This window comes from Neisseria sp. HMSC070A01, from assembly GCF_001810165.1.
Taxonomy (GTDB): Bacteria; Pseudomonadota; Gammaproteobacteria; order Burkholderiales; family Neisseriaceae; genus Neisseria.
On sequence record NZ_KV800120.1, the window covers coordinates 378,555 to 396,583 of the forward strand.

Annotated in this window: 13 protein-coding genes; 3 read left to right on the forward strand and 10 right to left on the reverse strand. The window is 53.5% G+C overall.

The window, feature by feature from the left end:
- Positions 1–27: 27 nt before the first annotated feature.
- The 8 genes from nuoE to truC all read right to left on the reverse strand — a co-directional run bounded on the left by nuoE (position 28) and on the right by truC (position 7,083).
- Positions 28–501, reverse strand: a complete 474-nt coding sequence (gene nuoE / locus HMPREF2711_RS04925) for an NADH-quinone oxidoreductase subunit NuoE (protein ID WP_003747873.1) — start codon at positions 499–501, stop codon at positions 28–30.
- A complete protein-coding gene (gene nuoD / locus HMPREF2711_RS04930) occupies positions 501–1,757 on the reverse strand; it encodes an NADH dehydrogenase (quinone) subunit D (RefSeq protein WP_003747872.1) in 1,257 nt (418 codons plus the stop codon). Before nuoD ends, nuoE begins: the two co-directional genes overlap by 1 nt.
- Positions 1,747–2,340, reverse strand: coding sequence for an NADH-quinone oxidoreductase subunit C (locus HMPREF2711_RS04935; protein WP_003747870.1), 594 nt, complete (start codon positions 2,338–2,340; stop codon positions 1,747–1,749). The genes nuoD and HMPREF2711_RS04935 overlap by 11 nt, the downstream gene beginning before the upstream one ends.
- A gap of 12 nt (positions 2,341–2,352) precedes the next feature.
- Positions 2,353–2,835 carry a NuoB/complex I 20 kDa subunit family protein gene (locus HMPREF2711_RS04940; protein WP_002215610.1) on the reverse strand — a complete coding sequence of 161 codons (483 nt, stop codon included), beginning with the start codon at positions 2,833–2,835 and terminating at the stop codon, positions 2,353–2,355.
- On the reverse strand, positions 2,826–3,182 hold the full coding sequence (locus tag HMPREF2711_RS04945) for an NADH-quinone oxidoreductase subunit A (protein ID WP_003747867.1): 357 nt from the start codon (positions 3,180–3,182) through the stop codon (positions 2,826–2,828). The genes HMPREF2711_RS04940 and HMPREF2711_RS04945 overlap by 10 nt, the downstream gene beginning before the upstream one ends.
- 325 nt (positions 3,183–3,507) lie before the next feature.
- The gene (locus HMPREF2711_RS04950) at positions 3,508–4,965 is read right to left on the reverse strand and encodes an oligopeptide:H+ symporter (protein WP_003747865.1); all 1,458 of its coding nucleotides are present in this window, start codon (positions 4,963–4,965) and stop codon (positions 3,508–3,510) included.
- 200 nt (positions 4,966–5,165) lie between these two features.
- The gene (prfB, locus tag HMPREF2711_RS04955) at positions 5,166–6,269 is read right to left on the reverse strand and encodes a peptide chain release factor 2 (RefSeq protein ID WP_003747862.1); all 1,104 of its coding nucleotides are present in this window, start codon (positions 6,267–6,269) and stop codon (positions 5,166–5,168) included.
- 97 nt (positions 6,270–6,366) lie between these two features.
- Positions 6,367–7,083 carry a tRNA pseudouridine(65) synthase TruC gene (truC, locus tag HMPREF2711_RS04960; RefSeq protein ID WP_003747860.1) on the reverse strand — a complete coding sequence of 239 codons (717 nt, stop codon included), beginning with the start codon at positions 7,081–7,083 and terminating at the stop codon, positions 6,367–6,369.
- Positions 7,084–7,222: 139 nt separating this feature from the next.
- Here truC and HMPREF2711_RS04965 point away from each other — a divergent pair, with 139 nt between their 5' ends.
- Positions 7,223–7,951 (forward strand): LOG family protein, encoded by a 729-nt coding sequence (locus HMPREF2711_RS04965; protein ID WP_003747857.1) that lies wholly within the window; start codon positions 7,223–7,225, stop codon positions 7,949–7,951.
- 110 nt (positions 7,952–8,061) lie between these two features.
- Here the strand turns inward: HMPREF2711_RS04965 and HMPREF2711_RS04970 are convergent, their stop codons facing one another.
- Positions 8,062–9,918, reverse strand: a complete 1,857-nt coding sequence (locus tag HMPREF2711_RS04970) for an ABC transporter ATP-binding protein (RefSeq protein WP_003747854.1) — start codon at positions 9,916–9,918, stop codon at positions 8,062–8,064.
- A 227-nt stretch (positions 9,919–10,145) separates the two neighbouring features.
- Complete coding sequence (gene sstT / locus HMPREF2711_RS04975) at positions 10,146–11,369, reverse strand: serine/threonine transporter SstT (RefSeq protein ID WP_003747851.1); 1,224 nt, start codon at positions 11,367–11,369, stop codon at positions 10,146–10,148.
- Between the two features lie 447 nt (positions 11,370–11,816).
- Here sstT and HMPREF2711_RS04980 point away from each other — a divergent pair, with 447 nt between their 5' ends.
- Both HMPREF2711_RS04980 and HMPREF2711_RS04985 read left to right on the forward strand, forming a co-directional pair.
- Positions 11,817–13,658 (forward strand): autotransporter assembly complex protein TamA, encoded by a 1,842-nt coding sequence (locus tag HMPREF2711_RS04980; RefSeq protein WP_003747848.1) that lies wholly within the window; start codon positions 11,817–11,819, stop codon positions 13,656–13,658.
- A 78-nt stretch (positions 13,659–13,736) separates the two neighbouring features.
- Positions 13,737–17,885: a translocation/assembly module TamB domain-containing protein gene (locus tag HMPREF2711_RS04985; RefSeq protein ID WP_070615701.1), complete on the forward strand. Its 4,149-nt coding sequence runs from the start codon at positions 13,737–13,739 to the stop codon at positions 17,883–17,885.
- Positions 17,886–18,029: the final 144 nt, after the last annotated feature.

Here is an 18,029-nt window from a genome sequence, read left to right on the forward strand (position 1 = left end):
GCTACCCAAAACTTTTCAGACGGCCTTTTATTTCAGTTCGGCAAGTTTCTTGTCAATTGCTTCTTCGGTCATAAAGCTGCACATGCTGTGGTTGTTGACCAGCATGACCGGTGCGTCGCCACATGCGCCCATGCATTCGCCTTCGACAAGGGTAAATTTGCCGTCGGGCGTGGTTTCGCCGTAGCCGATACCGAGTTTTTTCTTCAGATATTCGCCGGTAGCCATGCCGCCGCGCAGGGCGCAGGGCAGGTTGGTACAAACGGTCAGTTTGTATTTGCCGACAGGCTCGAGGTCGTACATATTGTAGAAAGTAGCGACTTCGTAGGCTTGTGCAGGCGAAATGCCGATATAATCTGCGACAAAGGCGATGGTCTCAGGCGCAAGCCAGCCTTTTTCGGTTTGGGCAATACGCAATGCGCCCATAATGGCGGAACGGCGTTGGTCGGCAGGATATTTTGCTAACTCGATGTCAATTTGTTTTAAGGATTCTGCGGATAACATTATCGGTCAACCTCCCCGAATACGATGTCCTGCGTACCGATGATGGCAACGACGTCGGCCAGCATGTGGCCTTTTGCCATTTCGTCCATGCCTTGCAGGTGGGCGAAGCCGGGTGCGCGGATTTTCAGGCGGTAGGGTTTGTTTGCGCCGTCTGAAATGATGTAAACGCCGAACTCGCCTTTCGGATGTTCGACAGCGGTGTAGGTCTCGCCCTCGGGAACGTGCATACCCTCGGTAAAGAGTTTGAAATGGTGAATCAGGTCTTCCATACCTGTTTTCATTTCGGTACGTTTGGGCGGAGCGAATTTGTGGTTTGTGGTAATGACCGGACCCGGATTGACACGCAACCACTCGGAACATTGTTTGATGATGCGTACGGATTGACGCATTTCTTCCATACGGCAGAGGTAACGGTCGTAGCAGTCGCCGTTGACGCCGACGGGAATGTCGAAATCCATTTTGTCGTACACTTCGTAAGGCTGTTTCTTACGTACATCCCATTCCACGCCGGAACCGCGCAACATGACGCCGGTAAAGCCTTTTTGCATGGCGCGCTCAGGAGTGACAACGCCGATGCCGACGGTACGCTGTTTCCAAATACGGTTGTCGGTCAGGAGGGTTTCGAGTGTATCGATGTTTTTCGGAAAACGTTCGCAGAAGGCGTCGATAAAGTCGAGCATGGTACCTTCGCGGGATTCGTTGAGCTGCTTCAATACTTTGGCATTGCGGAATTTGCTGCTCTCGTATTTAGGCATGAAATCGGGCAGGTCGCGGTAAACGCCGCCGGGACGGAAGTAGGCGGCGTGCATACGTGCGCCGGACACGGCTTCGTACAAGTCCATCAGCTCTTCGCGGTCACGGAAGGCGTAAAGGATGGCGGTCATCGCGCCGATGTCGAAAGCGTGCGAACCGATGCCCATCAAGTGATTGAGGATGCGCGTTACTTCGGCGAACATCACGCGGATGTATTGGGCGCGGATAGGTACATCGATACCGGCAAGTTTTTCTACTGCCAAACAATACGCCTGCTCGTTGACCATCATGGAAACGTAGTCCAAGCGGTCCATATAGGGCAGGGCTTGCAGATAGGTTTTGGTTTCAGCCAGTTTTTCAGTACCGCGGTGCAGGAGGCCGATATGCGGGTCGGCACGGACGATTTGTTCGCCGTCCAACTCCAAAATCATACGCAATACGCCGTGCGCCGCAGGGTGTTGCGGGCCGAAGTTGATGGTGTAGTTTCTTAATTTATTGGCCACCGTAGTTCTCCTCACGGACGATACGCGGCGTGATCTCGCGCGGCTCAATGGTAACGGGTTGGTAAATCACGCGTTTTTGCTCTTCGTCGTAACGCATTTCGACATAGCCAGAAATCGGGAAGTCTTTGCGGAACGGATGTCCGACAAAGCCGTAATCGGTCAGGATGCGGCGCAGGTCGGGATGGTTGTTGAACATGATGCCGTACATATCGAAGGCTTCGCGTTCGTACCAATCCGCGCTGTTGTAAATATCGACTACGGATTCGACTACGGGAAAGTCGTCGTCTGAAACCCAGACACGTACGCGGATGCGTTGATTGTTTTTAATGGAAAGCAACTGGCTGACGACGGCAAAGCGTTTGCCCTGCCATACTTCGTTTTTGTAAGTGCTGTAATCGACGCCGCACAAGTCGACCAGAAGCTCGAAATGCAAATCTTCATGGTCGCGCAATGCGGTCATGACTGAAATATAGTGTTCGGGCAGACACTCGACGGTAATCTCACCCAAAGCTGAAATGACTTTGCCTGCCTGCTCGCCGAACACGCCGACGACGGTCTCGTATAAGTTTTGAATGCTTGCCATATCGTCCTCTCCTTACTCGTCACGCGCGATGGTGGAAGTGCGCTTGATTTTTTGCTGGAGCTGAATCAGGCCGTAAATCAGGGCTTCCGCAGTCGGCGGACAACCCGGCACATAAACGTCTACCGGCACGACGCGGTCGGCACCGCGCACGACGGAATAAGAATAGTGATAATAGCCGCCGCCGTTGGCACACGAGCCCATAGACAACACCCAGCGCGGCTCGGCAAGCTGGTCGTACACGCGGCGCAGTGCAGGCGCCATTTTGTTGGTGAGCGTACCCGCCACAATCATCAGGTCGGCCTGACGGGGGGACGGACGGAAAATGATACCGAAACGGTCAAGGTCATAACGCGCCATACCCGCGTGCATCATTTCCACGGCGCAACAGGCCAAACCGAAAGTAACCGGCCACAGCGAACCGGTACGCATATAGTTCAGCACCGTATCCGCGCTGGTAGTGATGAAACCTTTTTTCAAAACGCCTTCTATTCCCATTCCAGCGCACCTTTTTTCCATTCGTAAACAAAGCCTACCGTCAAAACGACGATAAACACCAGCATAGACCAGAAGCCGTATGTACCCAATTCTTTAAATACCACTGCCCACGGCAGCATAAACGCAACCTCCAAATCGAAGAGGATAAAGAGGATGGCGACGAGGTAATAACGTACGTCGAATTTCATCCTTGCGTTTTCAAAGGCTTCGAAACCGCATTCGTAAGGCGCATCTTTCTCGGCGTAGTGGTGTTTCGGACCCAAAATCGTGCCGAGCAGGATAAACAGCACACCGGCCGCAAGGCCGACGAGGATGAATACGAGGACGGGAAAATAACTGGCCAACATGGTCGTACCTAACTGGTTGACAGACAAATCTTAAAAAGAGATTACCATTTTATCGAATTTCAAAAGCCATTTAAAGGTAAATATCAGCAAATCAGCAAAAAAACCTCAATAAATTCAATAAAGTTATGAGAACAATTCTTATTTGTATTTAATATTTCTAAATTTTAATTTCGGTTTAATCATGTATCATTTCATTCGGATTCTCCGCCTATCCGATTTATGCCCCGAATCCGCCCTCTTTCCAATTCTCAATAAAACATGAGGCCGTCTGAAATAGATTATTTTCAGACGGCCTGCGTACATCACATCCATTTAAATGGAAAAATCAATCGACACCTTTGAGCATGCGGTTCAATACCGGGGCGAGTACCAACAGGATACCGCAGGTTACCGCGCCGATGGTGGCCAGCATCCAGTAGAAATCCAATGGCGACTGAGCATTGTAGTAGTCTTTAAACAACACTCCGCCCAAGGTAAAGCCGATGGACAATGCCAAGAAATTCAAAGCAACCATTTGTGTTTTAAACATGCTCGGTGCGATTTTGGTAGAAAACGACAGCGAAATCGGCGACAGCATCAGCTCGCCTATCGTAATCGCCAGCAATACCAGCATAAACACGATAATCGGCATCGGGGTTCCGGATGAAATATACGGAATAAAACTCAAATAAGAGACGCCGGTTACCAACATGGCCAGTGCAAACTTCAACGGCGTTTTAGGTTGGCGTTTGCCCATTTTCGTCCACACCGCCGCCATCACGCCGGAAAAGAGGACCACCCACATGGCCTGTATCGAATCTTTCCATGAAACAGGCACGGTAAAGCCGAAGAAAGTACGGTCCACCGTTTCGTCAAAATAGACCGTTGCAACGGTGTACACCTGAAACCAAACCGCCCAGAACATACAAATGGTCAAAAACAGCGGAATATAGGCCACAATATAGCGTTTATTGGCCGCTTCAACGTGGCTGCTGCCCAACAGGCGCGCGAAATAAGCGACGACGGTAACGATAACCACGCCCAAGAGCCAGCGGGAGAAGTTTTCAAGGGTGAGTGCGCCGGAAGCAATCACGCTGCCCAACACCAAAACCAGCAACACGCCGACAGCCATGGCGGTCTGCACCTTTTCAGGGCGCAACGGATTGGGAACCGGCGTATGCGGCAGGTTTTTACGGCCGCGCGAATACCACAGCAGGCCGAATGCCATGCCGACGGCCGCCGCGCCGAAACCGTAATGGAAACCCATCCTGTCTTGCAAAATACCGGTCAACAACGGGCCTAAGAAGCCGCCGATATTGATGGAAATATAGAAAATAGAGAAACCGGCATCACGCAATTCGCGCAGGTCTTCCCGTTCATACAAAGAACCGACCATCGAACCGGCAGACGATTTCACGCCGCCGCTGCCCAGCGCGATAAACACCAAACCCAGCAGCAATCCCATCAAACCCGGTACGATCGCCAATAAAATATGGCCGGTCATCACGACGATGCCGGCGATAAACAGGGTACGCTCCGCACCCCAAATGCGGTCGGCCAACCACGCACCGAGAATGGTGGACAGGTAAACGCTGCCGCCGTACGCGCCGACAATGCCGCCGGCCAAGGCTTTATCCATACCCAAACCGCCTTGACTCGCGGTGTAATACAGATAAATCAGCAGGATGCCCTGCATACCGTAGAAGGAAAAACGCTCCCACAGCTCAATATGGAATAGGGTGGATAATTGCAAAGGATGGCCGAAGAAAGTTTTCTCGGCAGAAGACAGCTTTTGACCGGACATTTAATAAGTTCTCCTAATTATATTGGACAGGATCAGGCTTCAGACGGCCTGTTATACCTACCAATCATTTTTATAGAAACTATATATTACCGCCAATCTTTGCATTTGCAAAACATGTTTTAATATTTGCAAAATAATGTTTCTTTCAAACTGAAAAATGCCGTCTGAAATCTTTCAGACGGCATTTTATGTTTTACGGTTTATACGCCTTGTTTCAGGCTGGCTTCGATGAAGCCGTCCAAGTCGCCGTCCAAAACGGCTTTGGTGTTGCCGACTTCGTAGCCTGTGCGCAAGTCTTTGATGCGTGAGGAGTCTAAGACGTACGAACGGATTTGGCTGCCCCAACCCACATCGGACTTACCGTCTTCCAATGCCTGTTTCTCTTCGTTGCGTTTGCGCATTTCCAATTCGTACAGTTTGGATTTCAACATTTCCATCGCAGCAGCTTTGTTGGCGTGTTGCGAGCGGTCGTTTTGACATTGCACCACAATTCCCGTCGGCTCGTGGGTAATACGCACGGCGGAGTCGGTTTTGTTAATGTGCTGACCGCCGGCACCGGATGCGCGGTAAGTGTCGATACGCAAATCGGCCGGGTTGATTTCGATTTCGATGGAATCGTCGATTTCGGGGTACACAAACACGGATGAAAAAGACGTATGGCGTTTGTTGTTCGAGTCAAACGGCGAATAGCGCACCAAGCGGTGAACGCCGGTTTCGGTACGCAGCAGGCCGTAGGCGTACTCGCCTTCCACGCGGATGGTGGCGCGGTTGATGCCCGCGATTTCGCCGTCGTCTTCTTCAAGGATTTCGATTTTGAAGCCTTTGCGCTCGGCGTAGCGGCTGTACATGCGGAACAGCATGCCCGCCCAGTCTTCGGCTTCGGTACCGCCCGCGCCTGCGGTGATGTCGATAAAGCAGTTGTTCGGGTCGGCAGGCTGGTTGAACATTCGTTTGAATTCGAGGTCGGCCATTTGTTTTTCCAAACCGGCCACATCTTCCTGCACGGCGGCGAAACCTTCTTCGTCGTTTTCTTCGACGGCCATTTCAATCAGCATGCGGTTGTCTTCGATGCCTGATGCGATGTTGTCGAGCGTCAACACGATGCCTTCGAGAATTTTGCGCTCTTTGCCGATTTCTTGGGCGCGTTTAGGGTCGTTCCAAAGTTCCGGGTCTTCGGAGAGGCCGATGACTTCTTCCAATCGGTCTTTCTTGCCCTGATAGTCCATATAGACGCGGATGTCTTCGCTGCGCTTCTCCAAGTCATTTAGGGTGTTATTAAGCTGGTTGATTAATTCGGCTTCCATGATTCTTGTGTTCTTTCAAAATTTTAGGGGCGTATTGTAAGGGATTTGCCTGTTTTTTTCCATGACCGGGCCGTCTGAAAATGTGCGGTTTCAGTTTTCAGACGGCCTCGGTTTTGAATTTTTCCAACCAAAGCCGCCAGTCGTTGTCTATCGGCGCTTGTACGGTCATCCGGCTGCCGTCTTCTATGCTTTGAAAACTGAGGCTTCGCGCGTGCAACATCAGGCGTTGCGTGCCGACATGTTCGGCAACGGCATGGTTTTGGCGCAAATCGCCGTAGTTGGTGTCGCCGACGATGGGGTGGAAAATGTGTTTCATATGGCGGCGGAGTTGGTGTTTGCGGCCGGTGTGCGGCGTGAGTTCGGCCCACGAATAACGAGAGGTCGGATAACGCAGGGCGGATTGGAACGGCAACTCGGTTTGCGCCAGACAACGGTAGGCGGTTTGTGCTTCCTGCAAAGTGGCTTCGGTCTGCGCTTCGGCGATTTTGTCGGGCATATATTTGAGGGCGTAATCAATCAGGCCGTCTGAAGGCAGATGGCCACGGACAATCGCCCAATAAGTTTTTTCGATGGTTTTGTTTTCAAACTGCTGCGTCAATAATCGTGCGGCTTCCGTATCGAGGGCAAACAGCAAGACGCCGGAAGTCGGGCGGTCGAGGCGGTGGACGGGATAGACGTGCTGCCCGATTTGGTCGCGCAGGGTCTGCACGGCAAAACGGGTTTCATGTTTGTCTAACCAGCTTCGGTGCACCAGCATTCCAGCAGGTTTGTTGACGGCGATGGTGCGGCTGTCGCGGTGGATAATATCGAGCATGGCGGAGCAGTTGAATAAAAGCAGATATTGTAACGGGCTTTTGAAAATGTGGCAGGCACACTTGCCGCCAAAACCCAACTTTCAGACGGCCTGCCCCTTTCGGGTTACAATACAGCACACAAAACACGAAGGAAAAGCCGTGAGCCTGCTCAAAAAACTGCCCAAACCCATGCTGCCCGACGAAACCCGCCGCGATATTCAGGCGCGCGAGTCGTATCATGTATTGAAGATTATTTCCGAATTTGTCGAAGCCGGCGAAGAATTACGCGCCATTCAGCCGGCCGTCAGCATTTACGGCAGCGCGCGCACGCCCGAAAACCATCCCGACTACGCATTCACATTGCGCTTGGCACGCAAGCTGTCGGATGCCGGATTTTCCGTGATTTCCGGCGGCGGGCCGGGCATTATGGAAGCGGCCAACAAAGGCGCGTTTGCAGGCGCAAGTCCGGCGGTGGGGCTGAATATCGTGTTGCCACACGAGCAAAAAGCCAATCCGTATCAAGATTTGTCGATTAAATTCCAACACTTCTTCCCGCGCAAAGTCATGTTCGTCAAACACGCCGTGGCGTATGTCGTCATGCCCGGCGGTTTCGGCACATTGGACGAATTGTTTGAAAGCCTGACCTTGGTGCAAACCGGCAAAACGCCCGACCGCCCGATTATCTTAGTGGGCAAAGCATTTTGGGCGGGACTGTTGGACTGGATACGCGAACAGTTGCTGGGCAGAAACCTGATTTTGGAAGAGGACTTGAACCTGATCCGCGTCATCGACGACGAAGACGAAATCATCGAAGAAATCTTCGCCCATTACGAAAACCGCTTGGAAGACTTGTCCGAACACCAAAATGCTTGGTCGCTGGGGCTGTAAAAAACTAAGGTTTCAACTGTAAAGGGCGGTTATCCCGCCTGCCCTTTGCTTCATGAATAAAGGCCGTCTGAAAATGTTTTCAGACGGCCTTTTATCTTCTTTCAAAGCGTTTAATTGTTTTCCCACTCGACATGCTCACTCAAGAAACCGCCGCTTTGGTGCGCCCAAAGTTTGGCATACAGGCCTTGTTTCTCGAGGAGCTCGGCATGGCTGCCTTCTTCGATGATGCGGCCTTTGTCCAAGACGATGAGGCGGTCCATCGCAGCGATGGTGGAGAGGCGGTGGGCGATGGCGATCACGGTTTTGCCTTCCATCATTTTGTCGAGGCTTTCTTGGATGGCGGCTTCGACTTCGGAGTCGAGCGCGCTGGTGGCTTCGTCAAGCAACAGAATCGGCGCGTCTTTGAGCATAACGCGGGCGATGGCGATGCGTTGGCGCTGACCGCCGGAAAGTTTCACGCCGCGTTCGCCGACGTGTGCATCATAACCGCGCCGGCCTTTGGCGTCGGAAAGGTTGGGGATGAAGTCGGCGGCTTCGGCGCGTTCGGCAGCGGAAATCATTTCGGCGTCTGTGGCATCGGGGCGGCCGTAGATAATGTTATCACGCACGGATCGGTGCAGCAGCGAGGTATCTTGCGTTACCAGACCAATTTGGGCGCGCAGACTTTCTTGGGTCACGCTGTCCACGTTTTGGCCGTCGATCGAAATCGTGCCGCTTTGCGGTTCGTAAAAGCGCAGGAGTAGGTTGACGATGGTGGATTTGCCCGCGCCGCTGCGGCCGATCAAGCCGACTTTTTCGCCGGGTTTGATGTTCAGATTAAAGCCGTTGAGGAGCGGTTTGCCTGCTTCGTAGGAGAAATCGACGTGTTCAAACTTGATTTCGCCCCGGGTAACTTTCAGCGGCAGGGCTTGCGGCTTGTCGAGGATGGTGTGGGGTTTGGACAGGGTGGCCATGCCGTCGTTGACGGTACCGATGTTTTCAAACAATCGGGCGGATTCCCACATGATGTATTGCGACAAACCGTTCACACGCAATGCCATGGCCGTGGCGGTGGCAACCGCGCCCACGCCGACTTGGCCGTGATACCAAAGCCAAATGCCCAAGGCGGTTGTGCCGACGGTCAGCGAACTGTTGACGATAAAACTGCAGGTGTGCAGCAGCGTTGCCAAACGCATTTGGGCATGGACGGTTACCATAAATTCTTCCATCGACTGCTTGGCATAAGCGGCCTCGCGTGCGCCGTGGGAGAAGAGTTTGACGGTGGCGATATTGGAATATGCATCGGTAATGCGGCCGGTCATCAGCGAGCGCGCATCAGCCTGACGCGCAGCGGTTCTGCCGAGCTTGGGAATCAGGAAACGCATAATCATCGCGAATCCAATCATCCAGCAGATAAACGGCACGATAAGCCAGGCATCGAATGAGGACAGAATCACGCCGGAAGTGATGAAGTACACCAACACATACACAACCATATCGGCAACGGTCATCACCACATCACGCAGCGCCAGCGCGGTTTGCATGACTTTAGCGGACACGCGGCCGGCAAACTCGTCCTGATAAAAGCCCAGGCTTTGACCCAGCATCAGGCGGTGGAAATTCCAGCGCAAGCGCATGGGGAACACGCCTTGCAGGGTTTGCAGGCGCACATTGGAAGCGAAAAAGGTCCAAACGGCAAAAAATGCCACCATGGCCATCATGCCGATTAATGCATGGCCTTTTTCAGCAAAAAGTGTTTGCGGTGTATAAGCGCCGAGCCAGTCGACCACCTTGCCCATAAATTGGAACATCAAGGCTTCCATAATGCCGACGCCGACCGTAAACACGGCCAACACGGCAATCCATTTGCGCACGCCTTCAATGTTGCTCCAAATAAACCGCCACAACCCTTTTTCAGGCGTTTTCGGGGCGGCTTCGGGATAAGGGTCGATGCGGGACTCGAACCATGAGAATATTTTTTTAATCATTGTTTTTGCAAATTTGATAAGACGGCCAGGCCGTCTGAAAAGGATAACTCAAATACATTCAAGACTGTATTTTACGGGAAAAATCCGACCGATGACAGCAGATACCATCAGTCCGACCAAACCAATCTATCGGCTTGACCATCTAAAAATCCCTTTTCTTTGCCCAAAACAAAGGCCGTCTGAAACTTTTCAGACGGCCTTTGCTGGATTTAGGTTGCCCTTAAAAATCACTCTTTACGTTGACGACCCAAATCGGCAGCGGCAGTAAACAAAACGTCGGTGGAAGAGTTCAACGCAGTTTCTGCAGAGTCTTGAATCACGCCGATAATGAAGCCGACGGCAACCACCTGCATGGCCACATCGTTATCGATACCGAACAGGCTGCACGCCAAAGGAATCAGCAGCAACGAACCGCCGGCCACACCGGACGCGCCGCACGCGCTGACGGTAGCCACCAGGCTCAGCAGCAGGGCGGTGGCGAAGTCAACCGTAATGCCTTGCGTGTGCGCCGCAGCCATCGCCAAAACAGTAATGGTAATGGCCGCACCGGCCATATTGATGGTTGCACCCAATGGAATGGAGATAGAGTAAGTGTCTTCGTGCAGACCCAGTTTTTTCGCCAATGCCATGTTCACAGGGATGTTGGCGGCGGAAGAACGGGTGAAGAAGGCATACACGCCGCTTTCGCGCAGGCAGGTAAACACCAGCGGGAAAGGATTGCTGCGGATTTGCGTCCACACAATAATCGGGTTGACCACCAACGCGATAAACAGCATACAGCCGAGCAATACGGCCAACAGCTGCATATAGCCGGCAAGCGCTTCAAAACCGGTTTCCGCAATGGTAGAGGACACCAAGCCGAAAATACCCAACGGCGCAAAACGGATAATCCATTTCACAACGGTCGAAACGGTATCGGCCAAATCAGCCGCCACTTGACGGGTCGTATCCGAACCGTGATGGCGCAAAGCCGCACCCAATATCAGGGCCCAAGCCAAAATGCCGATATAGTTGGCATTGGCCAGCGCATTAATCGGGTTGGCCACCAAATTCATCAGCAGCGTTTTCAACACTTCGATAATGCCGGAAGGCGGCGCAACGGATACATCGCCGGCCGCACGCAGAATCAGCGTGGTCGGAAATACCATGCTGGCGACAACCGCCACCACAGCGGCTGCAAACGTACCAAAAATATACAAAATCAAAATCGGTTTGATGTAGGCCTGATTGCCTTTTTGGTGTTGCGCGATGGCGGCAGTCACCAAAACAAATACCAAAATCGGCGCAATAGCCTTAAGCGCACCGACAAACAGGCTGCCCAGCAGTCCTGCGCTGATACCGACTTGCGGCGCAACTGCACCCACAAGAATACCTAAAACCAAGCCGATGGCGATTTGTACCACCAGGCTGACGCTGTTGAGCGCGTTCAAAAGCGGATTGCCACTTGCCATATCCGTTCCTTCAATTTAAAGATATGTTAAAAAAGTCTTACATTCTAAAATAAAAAATCATTTGTCGGCGAGGTTTTCATGCACACCTCACAAAAACGGCATTAAAGTTTAGCATTTATGACACAGTTAGCACTTTATGCCAAAAATACAGTAAAACCCACTCAAACCCTAATTTAAAGCATACCCATACCATTGCCTTATCCCTCTGTATCTTGATTTCAGACGGCCTGAAATCTGCGCCATAAGGCCGAATACAAAGGCAACTTCATCAGTCAAAATACAAAAATATAAGTATTACAATCGTATAGAAACAAACCAAAATCTTCCCTTAAGTCGCATTTGGCAACATTATCGCGCTAAATTTCCGTTTATAACCATAGCCTGAAACCTTGCAGAAATAATGTTAAAATCCACAGACTGAAGAATTGTCGCTGTCGAACACACATCATGACCAAACTGACCTACCCTGTTTTATTCGCATCTTTGGCGCTCGCCTACGGACACGCGTTGGCAGTAGATACTTCCGTTCCCAAAGCGGAAGACTACGAGGCTGTCCCCGAATCCGAAATGCCCAAGCAGCCCAAAGACGACCAAACAGGCAAACTCAAGCCCAAATTCCCCGTCAAAATCGACACCCAAGACAGCGAAGTCAAAGAAATGCTTGAAGAATACCTGCCGCTGATTACCCAGCAGCAGGACGAAGAGCTGGACAAAGAGCAGGTCGGCTTCCTCGCCGAAGAGGCGCCCGACAACGTCAAAACCATGCTCCGGACCAAAGGCTACTTCAACAGCAACGTCAGTATTCAAGACCATGGCGAGAGCTACACCGTCAACGTTACCCCCGGCCCGCGCACCAAAATCGACAACGTCAGCGTGGCCATCCTCGGCGACGTATTGAATGACGAAAACCTGGCCGGGTACTACCAAAATGCGATGGAAAACTGGCAGCAGCCCATTGGCGAAAACTTCGACCAAGATGGCTGGAATGCGAGTAAAACCTCCGTCCTCAGCGCGGTAACGCGCAAAAAATACCCTTTGGCGAAACTTACCACCACCCAGGCCACCATCAATCCCAATACCCAAAAGGCCGACTTAAACGTCATCGTGGAAAGCAACCGCCCGATTTACTTTGGCGAGTTCCAAATCACCGGCACGCGCCGCTACCCTGAAAGCGTGGTTTCCGGCATGGCGCGCTTCCAACCCGGTTCGCCTTACGACTTAGACAAAATCCTCGACCTGCAACAGGCGCTCGAGCAAAACGGCCACTATTCCGGCGCGTCCGTACAGGCCGACTTCGACCAACTGCAAGGCGACCGCGTTCCCGTCAAAATCAACGTGACCGAAGTCAAACGCCACAAACTGGAAACCGGTATCCGCTACGACTCTGAATACGGAATCGGCGGCCGCATCGCCTACGACTATTACAACCTCTTCAACAAAGGCTACATCGGCTCGGTCGTTTGGGACATGGACAAATACGAAACCACGCTGGCCGCCGGTATCAGCCAGCCGCGCAACAACCGCGGCAACTACTGGACAAGCAACGTTTCCTACAACCGCTCGACCACGCAAAACCTTGAAAAACGCGCCCTGTCCAGCGGCATTTGGTATGTCCGCGACCGCAACAATATCGATGCCCGCTTCGGCCTCGAATTCATTACCGAAGACCGCAAAGTCCCCGACACCAGCTACGATTTGGGCCGAAGCCATGCCACCATGCTGACCGCCTCATGGAAACGGCAAAGCATCGAAACCGAGCTGCATCCTCAAAACGGCTACTACCTCGACGGCAAAATCGGCTCGACCTTGGGCAAATTCCTCTCCTCCACCCAAATGGCGCGCGCTACGGCACGGGCAGGCTATTTCTTCACGCCTGAAAACAAAAAAATCGGTACGTTCATCGTACGCGGACAGGCAGGCTACGTTTATGCCCGCGAAGGCGAAGAAGTGCCTTCCAGCCTGATGTTCCGCACCGGCGGCGCAACTTCCGTACGCGGTTACGAACTCGACAGCATCGGCTTGGCAGGCCCCAACGGCTCCGTCCTGCCGCAACGCGCCTTGGTGGTCGGCAGCCTCGAATATCAATTTCCGGTCACCAAAAGCTTCTCCGGCGCCATCTTCCACGATGTCGGCGATGCGGCAAGCAACTTCAAACACATGACCTTAAAACACGGTACCGGCTTGGGCGTGCGCTGGTTCAGCCCGGTTGCGCCGTTCTCCTTCGACATTGCCTACGGCCACCACGACAAAAAAATCCGCTGGCACATCAGCTTAGGCACAAGGTTTTAACAAACATACACCATCCATTTTTTCAGACGGCCTCAGCCATTCCAGGCCGTCTGAACAACAGACAAACAGAAAAATATCATGACCGATACTGCAAACACTTCCACGCCGTCTGAACAACAGCCCGCCCCGCCAAAGCGCAAAAAACGCCTGTTGCGCGGCTTTGTCCTGTCCGCCTTGGGCGTATTGACCGTTTCCGCCGGCGCGATCGGCTGGCTGGTCGGTACGGAATCGGGTTTGCGTTTCGGTTTGTACAAAATCCCGTCATGGTTCGGCGTCAAAATCTCTTCGGACACACTGAAAGGCACGCTGATTGAAGGTTTTGAAGGCGACAAATGGTTGATTGAAACAGACGGTGCGGACATCAAAATCAGCAGCTTCCGCTTTGATTGGAAACCGTCCGAGCTGACCCGTCCGTCCTTGCACATCACCGAAGTCGTGGCCGGCGACATCGCCATTGTGACCAAACGCACGCCGCCCAAAGAAGAAGAGCCGTCAAAAGGCCTGCCCGACAGCATAGACTTGCCCGTTACCGCCTATCTCGACCGTTTGGAAACCGGCAAAATCAGCGTGGGCAAGCGTTTTGACAAGCAGACCGTCTATCTCGACCATCTGCACGCGGCCTATCATTACGACAAAAAAGAACACCGCCTCCACATCAAAACCGCCGACACGCCCTGGAGCAGCTCGACAGGCGCGGTGGTGCTCGGTTTGAACAAACCTTACGTCCTCAATACCGCCATCTACACCAAAGGCCAGCTTGAGGGCGAAACCATACACGGCACGGTGCGCCTGTGGGGCAGCCTGCAAGACGTGTACACCGACCTGCTGCTCGACGGCGACAACGTTCATTTGTCTGCCAAATCCACCATCCACCCATTCGCCGACAGCCTCAACGAAACCGTCGGCGAAATCCTGGTTAAAGGTTCCAACATCAATCCGCAGGCCTTCCTGCCCACTCTGCCCAAAGCACGTCTGAATTTCGACGCCACCACCATTCCGTCCTTTACAGACGGCGTTGCACTGGAAGGCTCGATTGACTTGGAAAACGACCAAGCCGGTTTTGCCGATGAAAATCATATCCCCGTCAAACGCATCCTCGGCGAATTCATCGTCGACGACAAAGGCACGGTCAAAATCGAAGACATCGGCGTCGGCCTGCTCAAAGACGGCAGCATTGATGTATCCGGCTCTATCGACACCGCCCAAGATCAGCTCAAACTCGCACTGGGCATCAACAATACCGGCGCAGACGACTTTGTCCGTCAAAACATTGCAGGCCGTCTGAACGGCAGTATCGACGTCAAAGGCGAAACCTCCTCCCCCGTCGTCAACTGGAATCTCGACAGCGGATTTGCGCGCACAGACGGCATGCTGTTTTTCCAAACCGACAAACAGCTCGGCCAGCGCACGCTCAAGCTCGACAAAGTCCGCCTGGTTCCGCAAAACGGCGGCGAACTCAACGCCAAAGGCTCGCTCGAACTCTTCAAAGACCGCAAACTGCAACTGGACATCGTCAGCAAAGCCTTCAACCCTGCGCGCATCGATCCGCAGCTTCCTCAAGGCAGCGTCAACGGCAACATCAACTTGACCGGCATACTGGCGCAAGAAAAATTCGCCGGCAAAATGCAGTTTGCACCGAGTACGCTCAACGGCGTTCCACTCAGCGGCAAAGCCGACGTCGCCTATGAAAACAAACACCTCTCTCGCGCCCTGACCGACCTGACCCTCGGCAACAACATCGTCAAAACCAACGGCAGCTTCGGCAAAAAAGGTGACCGCCTCAATCTCAATATTACCGCCCCCGATTTGTCGCGTTTCGGCTTCGGCTTGGGCGGGCTGCTCAACGCGCGCGGCTACATCTCCGGCAGTTTTTCAGACGGCCTCAAAACCCTTGAAGCCGATTTGAACGGCGAAGCGCGCAACTTCAAAGTCGCCGATGCCGTCAACATCCGCACCCTCGACTTCAAGCTCAAAGGTTCGCCCGACACCAACCGTCCGCTGAGTGCCGACATTAAAGGCGAACACATCGCCGTCTCCGGCGGCGCGGCCATGATCGACAACGTCAACCTGCTCATCAGCGGCACAGGCTCCCACCACCACATCCGCGGCAACAGCAACATGGCGGTGGACAGCAAACGCTACAAGCTCGACCTCGACGCCGCCGGCGGCCTCAACAAAGACCAAACCCAATGGAAAGGCACGGTCGACACGCTCGACATCAGCGGCGCGTTCAACCTCAAACTGCAAAACCGCCTCAACCTCGAAGCCGGCAGCGAACGCGTTTCCCTCAGCAGCGCACGCTGGGCGGCCATGGGCGGCAGCCTCAACCTGCAAAATTTCGTTTGGGACAAAAAAGCCGGCATTACCAGCAAAGGCAGCGCGCAAAATCTGCACATTACCGAGTTGCACAACTTCTACACCCCGCCCATCGAACACAACCTCGTCTTGGGCGGTGACTGGGATTTGGCGTACAGTCAAAACGCGCGCGGCTTCCTCAACATCAGCCGTCAAAGCGGCGACATCATCCTGCCGGGCAAAGACCTGAAAAACAAACAGCCTTTGGGACTTTCCGCACTCGCCCTGCGCACCCGTTTCCAAAACGGCCGCATCGACAGCACGCTGGAAGGCAACACCCGCTTCGGCAAAGTTGACGGCACCCTCGGCATCGCCCAACAGTTCGGCAACAACATCAACAACGCCCCCGTCAGCGGCAAGGTCAATATCAGCGTTCCCGATCTGGGCTCGCTCAAATCCTTTATGCCGGCCACAGCCCAAGGCATTACAGGCCGTCTGAACGCGACCGCCACCATCGGCGGCCGACTCGGTTCGCCTACCGTCAACAGCAACCTCGACCTCCAAACCAATTACGGCCGGGCCGACGGCATTGTCAACATCGGTCAGGGTACCAGCTTCGATACCGCCCCTCTGAGCGGCAAGCTCAACCTGAACGTCGCCAACCTCGAAGTCTTCCGCAACTTCCTGCCCGTCGGCCAAACCCTCAAAGGCCGTCTGAACGCCGCCGTCAACTTGGCAGGCCGTCTGAACGATCCGCAACTGAGCGGCCAGATTAACGGCGACAACCTCTATTACCGCCATCAAACCCAAGGCCTGATTCTCGACAACGGCGTATTGCGTTCACGCCTGCAAGGTCAAAAATGGGTGATCGACAGCCTCAAATTCCACCGTGGCGGCACGATTGAGCTCAAAGGCGCGGTCAACCTTGCCAACGCCAACCCCGATGTCGACGTGGACATCGTCTTCGACAAATACCGCACCCTTTCACGTCCAAACCGCCAACTGCAGCTCTCCGGCGCGGCCAAAGTCCTCTACAATCCGGAAAAAGGCGTATCGCTCAACGGCACGCTCAACACCGACTACGGCAGGTTTGGTTCGCAAAAATCCTCCATGCCGACCCTCGATGACGACGTGGTCGTACTGGGCGAAACCAAAAAAGAAGCAACGGCCACCACGCCGATTAATCTGAACCTTGTCTTGAACATCAACGACAATGTCCGCTTTGTCGGCTACGGCGCAGACGTTACCATCGGCGGCAAACTGACCATCACGTCCCGCCCCGGCGAAGCCGTCCAAGGCGTCGGTACCGTGCGCGTTGTCAAAGGCCGCTACAAAGCCTACGGCCAAGACCTCGACATCACCAAAGGCTCGGTTTCCTTTGTCGGCCCGCTGACCGATCCGAACCTCAACATCCGTGCCGAACGCCGTCTCTCCCCGGTCGGCGCAGGTGTCGAAGTCCTCGGCAGCCTCAGCAATCCGCGCGTGACCTTGGTTGCCAAAGAAGCCATGAGCGAAAAAGACAAACTCTCCTGGCTCATCCTCAACCGTGCCAGCAGCGGCAGCGACGGCGACAACGCCACACTCTCCGCCGCCGCCAGCGCATTGCTTGCCGGTCAAGTCAACGACCGCATCGGCCTTGTCGATGATTTGGGCTTTACCAGCAAACGCAGCCGCAACGCCCAAACCGGCGAGCTCAACCCTGCCGAACAAGTCCTGACCGTCGGCAAACAGCTCACCAACAACCTCTACGTAGGTTACGAATATGGCATCTCCAGCGCCGAACAATCCGTCAAACTCGTGTACCAACTGACCCGCGCCATCCAAGCCATTGCCCGCATCGGCACACGCTCATCCGGCGGCGAATTGAAATACACCATCCGCTTTGACAACTGGTTCGGCAAAGACGAACCAGAGCCGGAAGAACAACACTAAAAGCCGTGAAAAAGGCCGTCTGAAATTTATCTTTCAGACGGCCTTTATCTTGTTCTGCCGTATCAAAATCCGCAGCCATGCCTCAAAAGGCAAAGGCCAACGGCGCAAGTTTGAAAATAAAGGCAACTAAAAAAGTGAGCGGCC